We start from the raw sequence: 16,273 nt of genomic DNA, 5'->3' as shown, positions 1-16,273 counted from the left end.
GGGGGGACGCCTCCGTGGGACTGCCGGGCTGCCGGGCCGCGGGACGGCCGGGCTGCCGGGCCCGGGGTCAGGCCGGGACGGCGTGCGGGAAGCGGAAGAAGCCGTACGGGTCGTAGGCCCGCTTCACCGCGGACAGCCGGGGCAGGTTCGCGCCGTGGTAGGCGCGCGGCCAGTCGGTCAGGCCGGGGTCGGGGTAGTTGACGTAGGTGCCGCCGGAGGAGTGCGGGTCCATGGCGGCGAAGCCGCCGTCCACCCAGGCCGCCGCCGCGGCCAGGTCCTCCGCGCCGGGCCGGGGGCTGCCCAGGCCGACGGTGTACACGGCGAACAGGCCGGCGCCCCGGTGGGCGTAGGCGGTGTCGCCCGGCCGGAGCCGGTCGGCGTTGGCGCCCAGCGCGACGAAGCCCAGCCAGCGGTACTGCCCGGCCCTGCGGTCGGCGTCGAACGCCGCGAGCATGTCCGCGACGCCGGAGCCGGGCACGCGCCGGTCGAACATGCGGCTGCGGTGCCGCACCCAGGTGGTGCGCGGCAGCAGCGCCTCCGGGTTGCTGCCGGTGACGTGGCACTGCTCGACGGAGGAGTCCTCGCAGCCGAACAGCCGCATCATCGCCTCCCGGTAGCCGCGCTCGGCGACGACGGCGGTGTCCGGGGGCCGCCCGATGTCGGCGGTGAGCTCGGCCAGCAGCGCGGTGAGCTCGCTCTCCGCGCCGAAGTGCGCGCCCATGACCATGACGGTGGGCGCGGTGCCCGCCCCGGCGTCGCGGAGCAGGACCCCGGCGCGCGGCGCCAGCGACGCGGGTGCCGCCGCCGCCCACTCCTGCCAGCTCGCCAGGACCCGGTCGGCCAGGTGCCACGGCCAGGTCAGGTCGAAGGTCACCACCCGGTCCTCCCGGGTCGGGGCGAGCTCGAAGTCGGTGACCACGCCGAAGTTGCCGCCGCCGCCCCCGCGCAGCGCCCACAGCAGGTCGGCGTGGCGCTCCCGGGACGCGGTGACGATCCGGCCGTCGGCGAGCACCACCCGGGCGGAGACCAGCCGGTCGGAGGTGGGGCCGTACTTGCGGAACTGCCAGCCCATGCCGCCGCCGGTGACGAACCCGCCGGGGCAGACCGTCGGGCAGAACCCGGCGGGCACGGTGACGCCGAGCGGCGACAGCGCCGCCACCACGTCCACGGCCTGCGCGCCGGGCCCGAGCCTGACGGTGGAGCGGCCCGCCCGGATCCGGCGCATCCGGGACACGTCGAGCACCAGGCCCTCGGTGGTGGACCACCCCGTGAAGCCGTGCCCGCCGCTGCGCACCGCCGTGTGCAGCCCGGTGTCCTGCGCGAACAGCAGCGTGGTGCGCACGTCCCGGTCGGTCTCGCAGTACACCACCGCCCGCGGGCGCACGTCGTCGAACTGGGCGCTGGCGAGCTGCCTGGCCCGCGCGTAGTCGGCGTCGCCGGGCAGCACCACGTCGCCGCGGATCGCCGTCCGCAGCCTGTCCCAGGGGACGCGGCCGCCGCGTGTCCGGCCGCCGGCCGCGCCCGCGGCGCCGGTGAGCGTCAGCCCCGACGCGGCGAGGGAGGTGGCCGCTCCTGCGGTGAGCAGCGCTCTTCTGCGAATCATCCCTTCTCCTCCTGGTGCGGGGGGCGGGCCGTGTGCGCCTCGCGCAGCACGCCGCGCCGCAGCTTGCCCGTGCTGCTGAGCGGCAGTTCGGTGACGAACTCCACCAGCCGCGGGTACTTGTAGGGGGCGATGTCCGCCTTCACCCGGGCCTGGATGCTCGCCGCGAGCTCCTCGGCGGCCGGGGCGCAGCCGGGCATGTGGCCCTCGGCGGGCACGACGACGGCCTTGACGACGCTGCCGCGCTCCGGGTCGGGCACCCCGATGACCGCGCAGTCGGCGACCGCCGGGTGCCGCAGCACGGCCTGCTCCACCTCGGGCGCGGCGACGTTGTAGCCGGAGGTCACGATCATGTCGTCGGAGCGGGCCTGGTACCAGAAGTACCCCTCGGCGTCCCGGACGTAGGTGTCCCCGGTGATGTTCCAGCCGCCCTGGACGTATGCGCGCTGCCGGTCGTCGGCCAGGTAGCGGCAGCCGGTCGGGCCCTGCACGGCCAGGCGGCCCGGCACCCCGTCGGGCACCTCCCGCCCGGCGCCGTCCACGACGCGGGCCCGGAAGCCCGGCACCGGCCGGCCCGTCGCGCCGGGGCGGATGTCGTCGTCCGCGGCCGAGATGAACACGTGCAGCATCTCGGTGGAGCCGATGCCGTCGATGACGCGGTGCCCGGTGGCCTCGTGGAAGGCCCGCCAGGTGTCCGCGGGCAGCGCCTCGCCCGCGGAGACGCACCGCCGCAGCGAGGACAGGTCGTAGCGGTCGATCTCGCGCAGCGCGGCCCGGTAGGCGGTGGGGGCGGTGAACAGCACCGTCGCCCGGTGCGTGCCGACCGCGGTGAACAGCTCGCGCGGCGTGGCCCGCTCCAGCAGCAGCGCCGCGGCGCCCGCCCGCAGCGGGAAGACCAGCAGCCCGCCCAAACCGAAGGTGAACGCCAGCGGCGGGCTGCCGGTGAACAGGTCGTCGGGGCGGGGCCGCACCACGTGCGCGGAGAAGGTGTCGGCGATGGCCAGCACGTCGCGGTGGAAGTGCATGGTCGCCTTGGGCTCGCCGCTGGTGCCCGAGGTGAAGGCGATCAGCGCCACGTCGTCGGCGGCGGTCGCCGCGGCGGGCAGGCCGCCCTTTGCCTCCTCGGCCAGGCGCGCCAGCTCGGAGTCAGCGCCGTAGCGGACCACCCGCAGCCCCGGCACGGCCGCGCGCAGCAGCTCGTCGGTGTACCCGTCCGCGCACAGCGCCAGGTCCACCCGGGCCTTGCGGGCGATGGTGCGCAGCTCGCCGGCGCGCAGCAGCGGCATCGTCGTCACCACCACCGCGCCCGCCCTGACCGCGGCGAGCCAGCACGCCGCCAGCCACGGCTCGTTGGGCCCGCGCAGCAGCACCCGGTTGCCCGGCACCACGCCCAGGTCCTCCACCAGCACCCGCGCGATCCGCTCGACGCGGTCGGCCAGCTCGGCGTACGTCCACATCCGGCCGGCCGCGTCGTACAGGCACGGCCGGTGCCCGCCGAGCCGGCGCACCGTCCCGTCCAGCAGCTCCTCCGCGCAGTTCAGCCGCGCCGGGTAACGGAGCTCCGGCAGGTCCTCGAGGAACACCGGCCACTGGGCGGGCGGCGGCAGGTGGTCGCGGGCGAAGGTGTCCAGGTGGCCGGACGGGGAGAGCCCTCCGGGCGCGGCGGGCGCCGCGGGGGCGGGCGACTGCGGGCGGACCGCCGCGGGGGGCGCGGGCGCGTCCTGCGCGGCGGCGGTCAGCGGCTCCATGGCTCCTCCATGACTCCTGCGTGGACGAGGGCGCTCGAGGACGCGCGGGGTGCGCGGGGTGCGCCGCGGGCTGCGGCCGGGGCCGGCGGCGGGCCGCCGCGCCCCGCCGTGCGCCGCTCAGCCACGGGCGCCGTCCTCGGCCAGCAGCCGCGCCAGCTCGGGGCGCCGCACCTTCCAGGTGGCGGTGCGCGGCACCCGGTCGAATGGCAGTTGCCGCACCTCCTCCATCTCGGGCAGCCCGGCCAGCGCCGCCTTCCACCGCACCGGGTCCAGCGGCGCGTCGTCGCGGGTGCACACCACCGGCACCGGCCTGCCGCCGCCGGACGGCACCAGGACGATCTCCCGCAGCTCCGGCAGCCTGGCCATCAGCTCGTCCTCGACGCGCAGGTTGCTGTCCACGGCGTCGATCCGGTCCACCTCCCGGTCCAGCAGGTGCAGCCGGCCCAGCGCGTCCCGGAACCCCATGTCGCCCATGCGCCACCAGTTGTCGTGCAACTGCCGCCGGAACCGCTCGTCCTCCCCGAGGTAGGTGCGGGCCAGGGTGCGGCTCCTGACCTCGATGTGGCCGACCGCGCCCCGGCGCACCGGCCTGCCGTCGTCGTCCACGACCCGCATCCGCACCACGCCGGGCAGCGGCCGGCCCACGCCGCGCCCCGCCCCGCTCTTCACGCCGCGCAGGGTGGTCCAGCCGCCCGCGACGGGCCCGGTCTCCGACTGGCCGTAGAGCTGGAAGAACTTCGGCGAGCGGCGGTCCGACGCGCCCAGCAGGGTCCGCACGGTGCGCGGGTGCAGCGCGTCGAAGGTGGCGTTGTAGTAGCGGACGTTCGCCAGCGGGCGGCCCTCGGCCGCGGCCAGCTCCTCCCAGTCGACGAAGGTGTTCGGCTGGGTCTCCACCACCCCGGGGCGGTGTCGCGCGAACAGCGGCCCGATGGACCCCGGGGAGGCGTCCACGGCCACCAGCAGCGGGTTGCCGTAGGAGATGCCCAGGTACAGGGCGCTGTAGAAGCGGGCGTGGACGAAGCTGACGCACAGCGCCACCGACTCCCGCTTCCAGGTCCGCGACGCCACGATGCGCTGGACGCGCAGCCGCCGCCACAGCGCGTCGGGCGTCTGCACCACCAGCTTGGGCAGCCCCGTGGTGCCCGAGGTGTGGCTGATGAACGCGGGCTCGTGCGGGCGCACCACGCCCGTGCCGGTCAGCGGCGCGGGCCGCAGCGCGCCCAGGGCCGCCGTCCGCGGACCGGTCGCCTCGCCTGCGCCGAGCAGCACCCCGCGGGCCGGCGACGGGTCCACGCCCGTGGCGGCCAGGTGGTCGGCGTCGGTGAGCAGCCACGGGCGGTCGAGCCGCTCCAGCAGCCGGGTCGCGGTCGGCCCGTCCAGCATCGGCGAGAGCAGCGCCGGGACCGCGCCCACGCGCTGCGCCGCCGCGGCGAGCAGCGCGATGTCGAAGTTGTTCGTCTTGTACACCGCGACGTGGTCCCCGCGGGCCACCCCCGCCGCCACCAGCCGGCCCGCCAGGTCCCGGACCAGGTCCGCCAGGCCGCCCACCGTCCAGCGGGTCCCCCCTCCGGGCGCCACCTGGAGCGGTGTGTCCAGTACGACCGGGGCCGAGCCGTGCGCGGCCGCCGCCTCGTCGAACATCAAACCGATGTAGAAACCCTTGTCCCTGGGCACTCGCAACTCCCTCGCGTCGTGCTTTGGCCTCACCGAGTGTTCGACGCCGCCTCGAGCGGCCGGGGATTTCTGGCAGCTTGCTGTCGCGCCTGCGCCACCGGGTGGCAGGTGGCTGCCAGCGCGGCCGGGGCGCGGCGCGGCCGCTGGCTACGTTCGTGGCGACCGAGCACCGCCACGGCACGAAACGGAGGAGCACCGGTGGAGGACGACGAGCCGCGCGCCCCCGCGCCGCCCGGAGGGGACGGACTCCTGGCCGAGGTCGAGGCGGCCGAGGCCGCGCTCACCGGGCCGCGCCCCGCGCCGGCCCGCACCGGCCCCGCCTGCGGGCCGGGCCCGGACGAGGAGGCCCGGCTGCTGGCCCACTTCGAGGCCGTCATCGCCAGGGACGAGAAGATCGAGCCCCGCGACTGGATGCCCGACGGCTACCGCCGCACCCTGGTCCGCCAGATCGCCCAGCACGCCCACTCGGAGATCGTCGGCATGCAGCCGGAGGCGAACTGGCTCACCCGCGCCCCGTCCCTGGCCCGCAAGGCGATCCTGCTGGCGAAGGTCCAGGACGAGGCCGGGCACGGCCTGTACCTGTACGCCGCCGCGGAGACGCTGGGAGCGGACCGCGCCGAGCTGCTCGACGCGCTGCACACCGGCCGCCAGCGGTACCTGTCCTTCATCAACTACCCCACCCTGACCTGGGCGGACACCGGCGCCCTGGCCTGGCTCACGGACGGCGCCGCCATCGTCAACCAGGTCCCCCTGTGCCGCTCCTCCTACGGCCCCTACGCCCGGGCGATGGTCCGCGTCTGCAAGGAGGAGTCCTTCCACCACCGGCAGGGCTTCGACGCGCTGTGGGCGCTCACCCACGGCACCGAGGCGCAGCGGCGGATGGCGCAGGAGGCGGTGGACCGCTGGTGGTACCCGGCGCTGGCCATGTTCGGCCCGCCGCACCACGCGTCGGTGCACTCCGAGCAGTCGCTGGCCTGGCGCGTCAAGCGGTTCACCAACGACGAGCTGCGCCAGCGCTTCGTCGACATCTGCGTGCCCCAGGCCGAGGTGCTCGGCGTCACCCTGCCCGACCCCGCGCTGCGCTGGAACGAGGAGCGCGGCCACTGGGACTTCACCCCGCCGGACTTCGCCGAGCTGACCCGGGTCATCAAGGGCGACGGGCCGTGCAACCGGCAGCGCGTCGCCCACCGCCGCCGCGCCCACGAGGAGGGCGCCTGGGTCCGCGAGGCCGCCGCCGCCCACGCCGCCAGGCGGCGGGCCGCGGAAGGGGCCGCCGGGACCGCGGCGCCGGAAGGGAGCGCGGCATGAGCGCGGCACCGGCGCCCGGCCGGGACTGGCCGCTGTGGGAGGTGTTCGTGCGGCCCAGGCGCGGCCTGGCGCACACCCACGCCGGGAGCCTGCACGCCCCGGACGCGCACATGGCGTTGCGCAACGCCCGCGACCTGTACACCAGGCGCGGCGAGGGCGTGTCGCTGTGGGTGGTGCCCGCCGCCGCGGTCACCGCCTCAAGCCCGGACGAGAAGGACCCGTTCTTCGCGCCCGCCGCGGACAAGCCCTACCGGCACCCCGACTTCTTCGACCTGCCCGAAGGAGCTGAGCACCTGTGACGCAGCCCGACCCGGCGTCCGCCTACCCCATGCGGCTCGGCGACGACGCGCTGATCGCCGCGCAGCGCATGGTCCAGTGGTGCACCCGCGCCCCGCAGTTGGAGGAGGACGTGGCGCTGGCCAACATCGCCCTCGACCTGCTCGGGCAGGCCCGGGCCCTGCTCGGCCACGCCGGGCGCCTGGAGGGCCGGGGCCGCGACGAGGACGCGCTGGCGTTCCTCCGCGACGAGGCCGAGTTCGGCAACCACCAGTTGGTGGAGCTGGACAACGGCGACTTCGCCCACTCCATGGCCAAGCTGCTGTTCCTCGCCGTCCACCAGGAGCTGCTGTACGAGCGGCTGGCCGCCTCCGCCGACCCGGAGCTCGCCGCGATCGCGGCGAAGGCCGTCAAGGAGAGCGCCTACCACGCCGACCACGCCGCCGCGTGGACGGTGCGCCTGGGCGACGGCACCGAGGAGTCGCACCGCCGCATGCGGCGGGCGGTGGACGCGGTCTGGCCCTACACCCACGCGCTGTTCACCCCGGACGCGGTGGACGAGGCGGCGGTGGCCCGCGGCGTCGGCGTGGACCCGGCGGGGCTGCGCGCGCCCTGGCTGGAGCGTGTCGAGCGGGTACTGGCGGAGGCGCGGCTGGGCGTGCCGGACGGCGAGTGGGCGCCCATGGGCGGCCGCCAGGGCGTGCACACCGAGGCGTTCGGCTTCCTGCTGGCGGAGATGCAGGCCCTGCACCGCGCCCACCCGGGAGCCCGCTGGTGACCGCCGCCGACCCCGCCCCCGACCCCGCCGCCGACCTCGCCGCCGCGCCGGACGCCGCCCCGCCGCCCGCCGGCACCCCGCCCGCCGACGCCTCGGCCCGACTGCGGGAGGTGCTCGCCGCCGTCAGGGACCCGGAGATCCGGGTGCTGTCCATCGAGGAGCTCGGCATCCTGCGCGAGGCCCGCGTCGGCCCCGACGGCCGGGCCCACGTCACCATCACCCCCACCTACACCGGCTGCCCCGCCATGGACGTCATCCGCGCCGACATCCGGGCCGCCGTGCGCGGCGCGGGCTACCCCGGGGTGACCATCGACACCGTGTGGTCACCGCCGTGGACCACCCGCTGGATCGGCGAGGCCGCCCGCGCCAAGCTCCGTGCCGCCGGCATCGCGCCCCCGCCCCCCGCCGGGGCCGCCCCGCCCCGCGGCGCCCGCCTCCTCCCGCTGGCCGCGCCCGCCCCCGCCTGCCCCGGGTGCGGGGCGGCCGACACCACCGAGCTGGCCCGCTTCGGCTCCACCGCCTGCAAGGCGCTGTGGCGGTGCCGGGCCTGCGGCGAGCCCTTCGACCACGTCAAGGACCACTGATGACCGCCCCCACGGCCACCCCCGCGACCCCCGGGGCGGCCCGCCCCGCCGCCGCGCCCGGCTTCACCGCCCTGCCGGTCACCGCCGTCACCCCGGCCGCCGACGACGGCAGCGCGGTCGCCGTGACCCTCCGGGTGCCCCAGGCGCTGCGGGACCGCTTCGCCTTCTCGCCCGGCCAGTACCTGACGGTGCGCGCCCGCCTCGGCGGCACCGAGGTGCGCCGCGCCTACTCGGTGTGCTCCACCCCGCGCCTGCTGCGCGAGCACGGCCTGCTGCGGATCGGGGTGCGCACCGTCGAGGGCGGCGCGTTCTCCCCGTACGCGGCCCGCACGCTGGCCGCGGGCGACACCCTGGACGCCGCGCCGCCCGCAGGGCGCTTCACCACCGCGCTGGACCCGCGCCGCGCCCGCCGCTACGCCGCGCTGGTGGCGGGCTCCGGCGTCACCCCCGTGCTCTCCCTGGTGGCCGCCGCCCTGGAGACCGAGCCCGCCAGCGCGTTCACCGTGGTGTACGGCAACAGGACCGCGGCCTCCGCCATGTTCGCCGAGGAGCTCGCCGACCTGAAGGACCGCCACGGGCCGCGCCTGAACCTGCTGCGGCTGTTCTCCCGCGAGACCCACCTGATCGGCCCGCCGGGGCGGCGCCTCGACCCCGGGACGCTGCGCGCCCTCCTCACGGGCCCGGTGCCGCCCGCCCTGGTCGACGAGTGGTTCGTGTGCGGCCCGGCCGCCATGGTCCGCGCCGCCGAGGGGGTGCTCGCCGAGCACGGCGCGGCCGGGCCCGCCGTGCGCACGGAGCTGTTCCACGACGACGAGGCCGCCGCGCCGCCGCCCCGGCCCCGGCCCGGACCGCCGGGCCGGGGCGCGCGGGTGACGCTGCGCCACGGCGGCCGGACCAGCACCGTGCGCGCGCGGCCCGGCCAGACCCTCCTCGACGCCGCCCTCGCCGACCGCCCCGAGCTGCCGTTCTCCTGCCGCAGCGGGGTGTGCGCGACCTGCCGGGCGCGCGTCGTCGAGGGCCGGGCCGAGATGGCGCGCAACCGCACCCTCACCGAGCGGGAGGTCGCCGACGGCTACGTCCTGACCTGCCAGGCCACGCCCGCCACCGCGGCGGTGGACCTGGACTTCGACGTGGCCTGACCCGCCCCCGCACGCGCGACGGCGGCGCCTAGAGCGCCGCCGTCAACCGCCGCTGCGCGGCCCGCACCCCCGCCTGGAAGCGCGATCTGGCCTGGAGCAGCCGCATCAGGTCGGCGACGTGCCGCCGGTAGGTGCGCACCGAGCAGCCCAGCTCCCGGGCGGCGGCCTCGTCCGTCCACCCGGCGGTCAGCAGCTCCAGCACCCGGGACAGGGTGGTGCCGCCGTCCTCGGTCTCCCGCGGCGCCGCGGCCACCAACTCCTGGAGCGGCCCCGCGTCGGGGGACTGCACCCACACCGTGTCCAGCAGCGCCTCCAGGGCCCTGATCACGGGCCGGTCGGTGACCACCGCCGGCGCCCCCTGCACGCCCGGCTCGCACAGCACCGCCACCACACCGTCGACCACCACCATCTCCGGCAGGCTCAGCGCGGACACCCGCACCGGGGCGCCCATCGCCGCGTACGGCCGCAGCAGCCCGCGCTCGGCCTCGTCCACCAGCAGGGCGCGCGGCACGATGAGCCGGGGCCGCGCCCGCCCCTGGAGCAGGGCGGCGTGCAGCGCCTCCACCTCCGGGCGGCGCCCGCTCGCGTCGCGCGGCGACAGGCACAGCCAGCTCCGCACCGCCCGCCGCTGGACCTGCTGGGTGAGCCGGCGCACGGCCGCGTCGGCGTCCCCCGCCTGCGCCACCTGAGCGCTCAGCGACGCGACCTCCCGAGTGCCGTCCCGGCCGCCCAGCGCCCGGGCGATCTCACCCACCCGCGCCGCGTGGTAGATCAGGGCCCGGACCGTCTCGTGCCGGCCCTCGGTCGGTGTCCCGGTGTTGGCACTCGTCATGGCGGCTCCTCATCCCAGGGGGAACGCCGCCGGTGCGGCGGCAGGGAGGGAATGTGGCGGGGCCGGGTCGAGCAGCGACGGAGCGTGACGGGAGCGATATTCCAGCGATGTCTGAGCGAGGCACCCTCCCCGCCGCGACCGCGGCCGCCGCCCGCGCCCGCCGCGGAGCGGGACCGCACCGCTCACCGGGCATCCCTTCGGCCCGGCCGGCGCCCCGGCGCCCCCGCCGCGGACCCGCGCCCCCGGCCGCCGCGCACCCCGGCGCCGCGCACCGGCCGGACCCGCCGTGAACCCCCCGCGGGTCTACCGCAGGGTCACCGTCCGCTGGGCCGAGAAGCCGCCCCACTCGCCGTCCGGCAGCTTCGCCCGCATCTTCACCGTGTAGACCGTGCCCGGCTTGGCGTTGTGCACCGGCAGCTTGTAGGTGGCCTTGCCCGCGGGCGCCTGGCTGCCCCACATCAGCGTGGTGGCGAACTCGCCGTTGAAGTAGATCTGGTACTCCGTCACCTCGCCGTCCACATCCGGCGTGGTCCACGCCAGCTTCAGATAGCTCGCCCCGCTCTCGGCGACCGGGGTGACCTCGAAGCCGCCCGGCGCTGTCCCCGCGCCGTCCTCGGGCTCGCCCGCCGTGGTCACGCCCACGGGGCGGCTCGCCGGGGAGACGTTGTCGGCGCTGTCGCGCGCCTTGACGGTGAAGGTGTAGCTCGTGCCGGGCCGCAGCCAGGTGATCCGCGCGGTGGTCTCGTCGCCGCCCACACTGTGGATCTTGGTGTCCCCCTGGTGGATGTCGTAGGAGGTCACCGCGTTGTTGTCGGTGGACCGCCCCCAGGTCAGCGTCGCGCCCCGCTCGCCGTCGGCGGTCGCCCGCGGGCTGCCGGGCGTGGTGGGCGCCTTCCGGTCGTTGCTGGACTCGGGCAGCGTGGTGACGGGCACCTCCTTGCTGCGCGGCGACCGGTTGCCCGCCTTGTCCCTCGCCAGGACGGTGAACCGGTAGTCCGTGGCCGGCTTCAGCCCGGTGACGTCCACCATCAGCGCCCCGCCCGGCACCTGGGCGACCTTCTTCCCGCCCCGGTACACCTCGTAGCCGGTCACGCCGGTGTTGTCCGTGGACCGCCGCCACATCACATGGACGGAGGAGGAGCTGCTGGCGTCCGCCGTGACGCCGGACGGCGCGGTGGGCGGCTTCGAGTCCTCGTCGTCCGTCCACCCGCATCCGGCCGCCAGCAGGCACACGGCCGACGCCAGTACAACCAACCCCGGTACGCGCCTCACGGACATGCCTTCCGTCGACAGCACTGGCCCACACTTGCGATGTCCCAGACCTGTATGACACAGCCGCCGTGTGCACATCAAGACCATGGAGGCCCCCGGTGGAACCCGCGCGACCGCGCCCCGAGACCGCCCGCGCCCCGCCGCCCGCCCGCCGCGGGCACGGGAGCGGGCCCCGGCCCCGAGGGCCCGTCCGTATCCGCTTGTCCACCGTTCCGGCGCCGCACTACCGTGCCGGTGTGGATCTCTTCGCACACTCGTGGACAGCGCTGCGCGCGGCGGTCGCCGGGCTCCCGGACGAGGCCTTCGCCCAGCCGTCCGGCTGCGCCGGCTGGCTCGTGCGGGACCTGGTGTGCCACCTGGTCATCGACGCGCAGGACGTCCTGATCACCCTGGCGACCCCCGCGGAGGGGGAGCCGACCCGGGACGCCGTCACCTACTGGGAGGTCGCCGACGCGCCGCCGACCGGTGACGACCCGCTCGACGCGCTGACCGTACGGCTGGCCGCCGCCTACCAGGACCCGGGGCTGCTCACCTTCCACCTCGACGACGTGGGCTCCGCCGCCGGCCGCGCCGCCGCGCTCGCCGACCCGGGGCTGCGGGTCGGCACCCGCGGCCAGGTCCTCACCGCGGGCGACTACCTGACCGCGTACGTCCTGGAGTGGACGCTGCACCACCTGGACCTGGTCGCGCACCTCCCGGGCGTGGCGGGGCCGCCCGCCGAGGGGCTCGCCCGGTCCCGCGGGATGCTGGAGGCGATCGCCGGGGCCGCGTTCCCCGCCTCGCTCTCCGACGAGGACGCGCTGCTGGTCGGCACCGGACGGCGCGCCCCGACCGAGGCGGAGCGGGCCGCGCTGGGCGGGCTCGCCGCGCGACTGCCGCTCGTCGTCGGGTGACCGGGACCCCGGGGGACGCGGCGGCGCCCGCTCAGAGCCGGTCGGCGCCCATCGCCCGGGCGAACGCGGACGGTTCCGCGTCGAACCCGCGCACCACCGCCCGCATCCGCCACTGCCCGCCGTCGCCCCGGGTGAACTCCGCGACCGTGGCGGCCGTGGCCCACGCCACCCCGGAGAAGTCGTCCACGGCCAGCTCGTCGTACCCCTCGCTGATCCGCACCCGGGTGTTCGCCACGTCCCCGAACGTCCTGCGCCCGCTGCCCTGCTGGATCGCCACACCCACCACCACCCGCGCGTAGGCGGGCGAGAGCCGGTCCAGCTCCAGCGTCATGGACTCGTCGGTGCCCAGGCCCTGGCCGGTGTGGCTGTCGCGCTGGAGGATGATGGTGCCGTCGGGCGACCTGCTGTCGAAGTGCACCAGGTAGCCCGGCTCCCCGTACGGGTCGGTCGCGTGGTAGGTCCCCGCGATGATGTCCAGGTCACTGGCGGACGCACCCAATGGGCTGGGGTCCCACTTGAGCCCCACCTCGACCTTCCGCAGCCCCTTGTTCAGCCCACTCACCGCGCAACTCCCTCCCCACGACACCCACCTGACCCGCACTCACCCACCCGGGCCACGACCAACCGCCAGCATATCGCCGCGACCCGGCCCGGGCGGGGTTCGCGGGGAGGGGGTGGGCGGCCCGGCGTCGTCGGGAGGTGGTCAGTTCTTTCTGGCCACCAGGCGGTAGGCGTTCGACAGGCCGAGGCGGTGGGCGAGGCGGGCGATCAGGAGGCGGTCCGCGGCGGTGGCGGCGAGGAGGGCGGGGATGCCGCAGACGAAGGCGGCGGTGCGCAGGGCGCGGCGGGAGCGGGTCGCGGGGCGGGGGTGCCAGGGGGCGTCCTCGGGCGGGGTCGCGCTGTTGAGGAGGAGGTAGACGGCGCCCAGCAGGTCCGCGGCGATGTGCGCCTCGGCGTGCTGCTCGGCGACCACGGTGAAGCCGAGCGAGGTCAGTTCGCGCCTGAGGTTGGCCACCGGCATCAGTTGCAGGTGCTGCGGCTGGAACCAGGGCAGCCACCAGCGGCCCAGCACCCGGGCCCAGCGGCTCTCCGGGTCGGGGACGTCGATCAGCAGATGGCCGCCGGGGCGCAGCACCTGCCGGGCGGCGAGCAGTTCGCGCTTGGGCTCGGGGGTGTGCTCCAGGTAGTGGAACATGCTCACCGCGTCGTAGCTCTCGGTGAGCTCGTCCGTGAGCTCGACGAGGGTGCCGCGCAGCGCGCGGTCGATCCGCCCGGCCCGCGCGGCTAGTTCCACGCCCTCGCCGAAGTCCAGGCCGTCGAAGCGGGTGTCGGGGAGCACGGCGCGGGCGGCGGCGCAGAAGTGGCCGTGGCCGGTGCCGACGTCGAGCCAGTTCTTCGGGGTGTCGTCGTGGGGGAGCAGGGACCGGGCGCGGGCATGGTAGGACGGGTCCTGGCCGGAGAAGACGCCCTCGAGGTTCTTCTCGCCCAGGCCGTCGTAGAAGTCCCGGTAGTAGAACTCCAGGCCCTCGGCGGTGAGCCGGGGGTTCTGGAAGACGTGGCCGCAGTCGTCGCAGCGGTCCAGCACGAACCGGCCCGGTTTGCGCTGGAGCAGGTCGGTGGTGCGCAGGCGCTGCCGCAGTCGGGTGGAGCCGCACCACGGGCAGTCGGGGCGGCGCGGCTGCCGGAACCGTTCGACGCCGCCGGCGAGGTCGGCCTGGTAGCGGGGGCGCGCGGCGGCGACGGCCGCGGCGCGGGAGGTGCTGTCCTTCATCGTTCCGCCTTGGGGGTGTGGGGGATGGGTGCGGCGAGGCGTTCCAGGTGGCGGGCGGCCGCGGGGGCGCCGCCGGCCGCGCGGAAGGACGCGCCGATCCGCTCGGCGGCGGCGCGGTGGCCCGGCCCGGTCAGCACGGCGTCCAGCGCCTCGCCGAGCCGGGCCGCGGTGACCCGGCCGAACCGGACGCGGACGCCCGCGCCCGCGTCCACCACCTGCCCGGCCACCACCGGCTGGTCGTCGCGGATGGGCGCCACCACCAGCGGGACGCCGTGCCACAGCGCCTCGCACACGGTGTTGTGCCCGGCGTGGCAGACCACCGCGGACACCTTCGCCAGCAGGGCGAGCTGGGGGACGGCGGGCGTGACCAGCAGGTCCTTGTCCTCGTGGGGTTCGCCCGCGGGATCGACGACGACCATCTGGAGCAGTCCCGACCTGGCGCGGGCCAGCTCCCGGCACTCGGCCAGGAAGCGCGCCCCGGCGTCGGTGTTGGCCGTGCCGAGGGTGACCAGGACGGCGGGGCGGCGCGGGTCGAGCCAGTCCCAGGGGAAGGCGGGCGCGTGGGGGCGGGCGGCGACGGACGGCCCCACCCAGCGGATGCCGCGCGGGGCGCGGGGGACGTCGCCGGCCAGCTCCGCGGTGGTGAACGCGAGGGTGAGGCGGGGGGAGAAGCGGGGGTCCGTCCCGGGCGGGGCGCCCAGTCGGGCGGCGAGGTCCGCGAGCAGGCCCGCCAGCCGGGCGTCCGCCTTGGGCATGCCGTCCAGGGCGCCGGTGAACTCCGCGGAGGTGGTCGCCGAGGTCGCCCACGGCACCCCGAGCGCCTCCGCGACCAGCGCGCCCGCGAACGCCTGCTGGTCGGCCACGACGACATCGGGCCGGAACGCCGCCACCGCCCGCCGCACCCCCGGTGCCATCGCCTCGGCGAGCGGCACCAGGAAGCCCTCCCACAGGAACTTCAGCGCCCCGGCGCCGCGCACCTGCGGCGGCCGCCCGGCCACCCCGGCCACGTCGCCGGGCACCGCGCACGGGAACACCACGGCGTCCTCGCCCGCCAGGCCGCGCACCACCTCGGGCATCCCCGCCCACGCCACCGCGTGCCCGCGCCCGGCCAGCTCGGCGGCGACGCCCACGGCCGGGTTGACGTGCCCGACCAGCGGCGGCACCACGAACAGGAAGCGGCTCACCGGGCACCCGCCCCGGCGAGCACCGGCACGCCGTGGTCGCGCAGCGACGACAGCACCAGCTCCAGCACCAGGCCGGGCGCGTCCACCAGCACCGAGTGCTCCAGGCCCGGCAGCACCACCGTCCGGCAGCGCGGCAGCAGCCCCCGCAGCCACGGGCCCTGCGCGCCCAGGTCGGACTCGCTGCCGTAGACCGCGAGCACCGGGTGCCGCACGGTGCGGATCTCCTCCTCGGTGAGCACCTCGCTGTCGGGGACCTCCCGCGCGATGCGGGTCGCCCGCACCAGCCTGGCCGCGCCCTTGGACACCCGGGCCAGATGGGGGCCCTGGGTGGCGGCGAGCCAGTCCAGCGCGGCCTGCTCGTTCCCGGCCAGCTCGGTCTCCACCCGGCCCAGCAGCCCGCGCAGCTTCACCGCCCACGCGGGCGTGGCCGGCTCCGACTCCACCAGCGTCAGGCCCGCCACCCGCTCCGGGTTCAGGACGGCGTACCCGAACGCGATCGTCCCGCCGAAGGAGTTGCCGACCAGGTGCACGGGCCCGGCGACCTCCAGCCGGTCGAGCAGCCGCGCCAGGTCGGCGACCTGCGTCCGGAGCCGGTAGCCGGTCGCGGGGCGCTCGCTGCGGCCGTGGCCGCGCAGGTCGTACATCACCACGTCCAGCCCGGCGGCGGCCAGGCCGGGCGCGACGGTGAAGTAGTAGCTGGCCAGGCTGTCCACCAGCAGGCCGTGCAGCAGCACGACGGTGGCGGCGGGCGGTCCGCCGCCGGGCGGGGCCAAGCGCTGCGCGTGCAGCCGGACGCCGTCCGGGCCGCCGGTGTCGATCATCACCACCCGTCAGCCCTCCCGGTCCGCCACCGGACGGGCAGGACCCGCCCGCCCGGCCTCCGCGGCCCGCCCGGCCTCCGTGCCCTCCGCGGCCTCCGCGGCCTCCAGGGAAGCCGCCACGTGCTCGACGAGGCGGCCGACGGTCAGGCCGACGATCTCGTCCAGCTCCAGCCCGGCGACGAACTCGGCGAAGTTCACCCGCCGCCCGTACCGCTCCTCCAGCCTGCCCGCCAGGGTGACCAGGTCGACGCTCTCCAGCTCCAGGTCCTCGGTGAAGCGGGTGTCCGCGGTGATGTCGATGTCGTCGAGCCCGTACTCGTCGAGCATCGCCCGGAGCATCCCGGCGATCTCCGCGAGGACGGTGGCCCGGAGCGCGGCGCCCGGGTCCGCGAC

General features: G+C 76.7%; 15 protein-coding genes and 1 pseudogene. 6 read left to right on the top strand and 10 right to left on the bottom strand.

The genetic code is table 11. The features are described 5' to 3' along the window. Positions 1-67: 67 nt before the first annotated feature. From ACYVO2_RS08735 to ACYVO2_RS08725, 3 genes are all read right to left on the bottom strand, one after another. A complete protein-coding gene (locus ACYVO2_RS08735; protein WP_461007053.1) occupies positions 68-1,603 on the bottom strand; it encodes an FAD-binding oxidoreductase in 1,536 nt (511 codons plus the stop codon). Next, positions 1,600-3,348: an AMP-binding protein gene (locus tag ACYVO2_RS08730; protein ID WP_461007052.1), complete on the bottom strand. Its 1,749-nt coding sequence runs from the start codon at positions 3,346-3,348 to the stop codon at positions 1,600-1,602. The genes ACYVO2_RS08735 and ACYVO2_RS08730 overlap by 4 nt, the downstream gene beginning before the upstream one ends. Before the next feature lie 117 nt (positions 3,349-3,465). Continuing rightward, entirely contained in the window at positions 3,466-5,022 is a 1,557-nt protein-coding gene (locus ACYVO2_RS08725; RefSeq protein ID WP_461007051.1) for a class I adenylate-forming enzyme family protein, read from the bottom strand. Positions 5,023-5,271: 249 nt separating this feature from the next. Here ACYVO2_RS08725 and paaA point away from each other — a divergent pair, with 249 nt between their 5' ends. The 5 genes from paaA to ACYVO2_RS08700 are packed head-to-tail and all read left to right on the top strand — an operon-like array spanning position 5,272 to position 9,107. After that, the gene (gene paaA, locus ACYVO2_RS08720) at positions 5,272-6,330 is read left to right on the top strand and encodes a 1,2-phenylacetyl-CoA epoxidase subunit PaaA (protein ID WP_461007091.1); all 1,059 of its coding nucleotides are present in this window, start codon (positions 5,272-5,274) and stop codon (positions 6,328-6,330) included. After that, positions 6,327-6,629, top strand: coding sequence for a 1,2-phenylacetyl-CoA epoxidase subunit PaaB (gene paaB / locus ACYVO2_RS08715; protein ID WP_461007050.1), 303 nt, complete (start codon positions 6,327-6,329; stop codon positions 6,627-6,629). Before paaA ends, paaB begins: the two co-directional genes overlap by 4 nt. A 29-nt stretch (positions 6,630-6,658) precedes the next feature. After that, a complete protein-coding gene (paaC, locus tag ACYVO2_RS08710) occupies positions 6,659-7,384 on the top strand; it encodes a 1,2-phenylacetyl-CoA epoxidase subunit PaaC (RefSeq protein ID WP_461007090.1) in 726 nt (241 codons plus the stop codon). After that, positions 7,381-7,968, top strand: a complete 588-nt coding sequence (gene paaD, locus ACYVO2_RS08705) for a 1,2-phenylacetyl-CoA epoxidase subunit PaaD (protein WP_461007049.1) — start codon at positions 7,381-7,383, stop codon at positions 7,966-7,968. The genes paaC and paaD overlap by 4 nt, the downstream gene beginning before the upstream one ends. Continuing rightward, positions 7,968-9,107 carry a 2Fe-2S iron-sulfur cluster-binding protein gene (locus tag ACYVO2_RS08700; RefSeq protein WP_461007048.1) on the top strand — a complete coding sequence of 380 codons (1,140 nt, stop codon included), beginning with the start codon at positions 7,968-7,970 and terminating at the stop codon, positions 9,105-9,107. Before paaD ends, ACYVO2_RS08700 begins: the two co-directional genes overlap by 1 nt. Before the next feature lie 28 nt (positions 9,108-9,135). On the opposite strand, the gene ACYVO2_RS08695 is transcribed toward ACYVO2_RS08700, so the two are convergent. Together ACYVO2_RS08695 and ACYVO2_RS08690 are read right to left on the bottom strand one after the other, a co-directional pair. Continuing rightward, the gene (locus tag ACYVO2_RS08695; protein WP_461007047.1) at positions 9,136-9,939 is read right to left on the bottom strand and encodes a helix-turn-helix transcriptional regulator; all 804 of its coding nucleotides are present in this window, start codon (positions 9,937-9,939) and stop codon (positions 9,136-9,138) included. Between the two features lie 303 nt (positions 9,940-10,242). After that, on the bottom strand, positions 10,243-11,217 hold the full coding sequence (locus tag ACYVO2_RS08690) for a fibronectin type III domain-containing protein (RefSeq protein WP_461007046.1): 975 nt from the start codon (positions 11,215-11,217) through the stop codon (positions 10,243-10,245). Between the two features lie 230 nt (positions 11,218-11,447). On the opposite strand from ACYVO2_RS08690, the gene ACYVO2_RS08685 reads away from it, so the two are divergent. Further along, complete coding sequence (locus ACYVO2_RS08685; RefSeq protein WP_461007045.1) at positions 11,448-12,104, top strand: maleylpyruvate isomerase N-terminal domain-containing protein; 657 nt, start codon at positions 11,448-11,450, stop codon at positions 12,102-12,104. A 31-nt stretch (positions 12,105-12,135) separates the two neighbouring features. Here ACYVO2_RS08685 and ACYVO2_RS08680 read toward each other — a convergent pair whose 3' ends face one another. From ACYVO2_RS08680 to ACYVO2_RS08660, 5 genes and pseudogenes are all read right to left on the bottom strand, one after another. After that, entirely contained in the window at positions 12,136-12,690 is a 555-nt protein-coding gene (locus ACYVO2_RS08680) for a TerD family protein (RefSeq protein ID WP_461007044.1), read from the bottom strand. 117 nt (positions 12,691-12,807) lie between these two features. Further along, positions 12,808-13,875, bottom strand: a complete 1,068-nt coding sequence (locus tag ACYVO2_RS08675) for a class I SAM-dependent methyltransferase (RefSeq protein ID WP_461007043.1) — start codon at positions 13,873-13,875, stop codon at positions 12,808-12,810. Then, positions 13,872-15,059 (bottom strand): glycosyltransferase, encoded by a 1,188-nt coding sequence (locus tag ACYVO2_RS08670; protein WP_461007042.1) that lies wholly within the window; start codon positions 15,057-15,059, stop codon positions 13,872-13,874. Before ACYVO2_RS08670 ends, ACYVO2_RS08675 begins: the two co-directional genes overlap by 4 nt. Beyond that, positions 15,056-15,886, bottom strand: coding sequence for an alpha/beta fold hydrolase (locus ACYVO2_RS08665; protein ID WP_461007041.1), 831 nt, complete (start codon positions 15,884-15,886; stop codon positions 15,056-15,058). Before ACYVO2_RS08665 ends, ACYVO2_RS08670 begins: the two co-directional genes overlap by 4 nt. Positions 15,887-15,970: 84 nt before the next feature. Beyond that, positions 15,971-16,219, bottom strand: a pseudogene (locus ACYVO2_RS08660) (acyl carrier protein); the annotation flags it as partial. Positions 16,220-16,273 lie beyond the last annotated feature (54 nt).

Source organism: Streptomyces capparidis, assembly GCF_054782095.1.
This window is presented reverse-complemented; position numbering and strand designations above follow the sequence as displayed.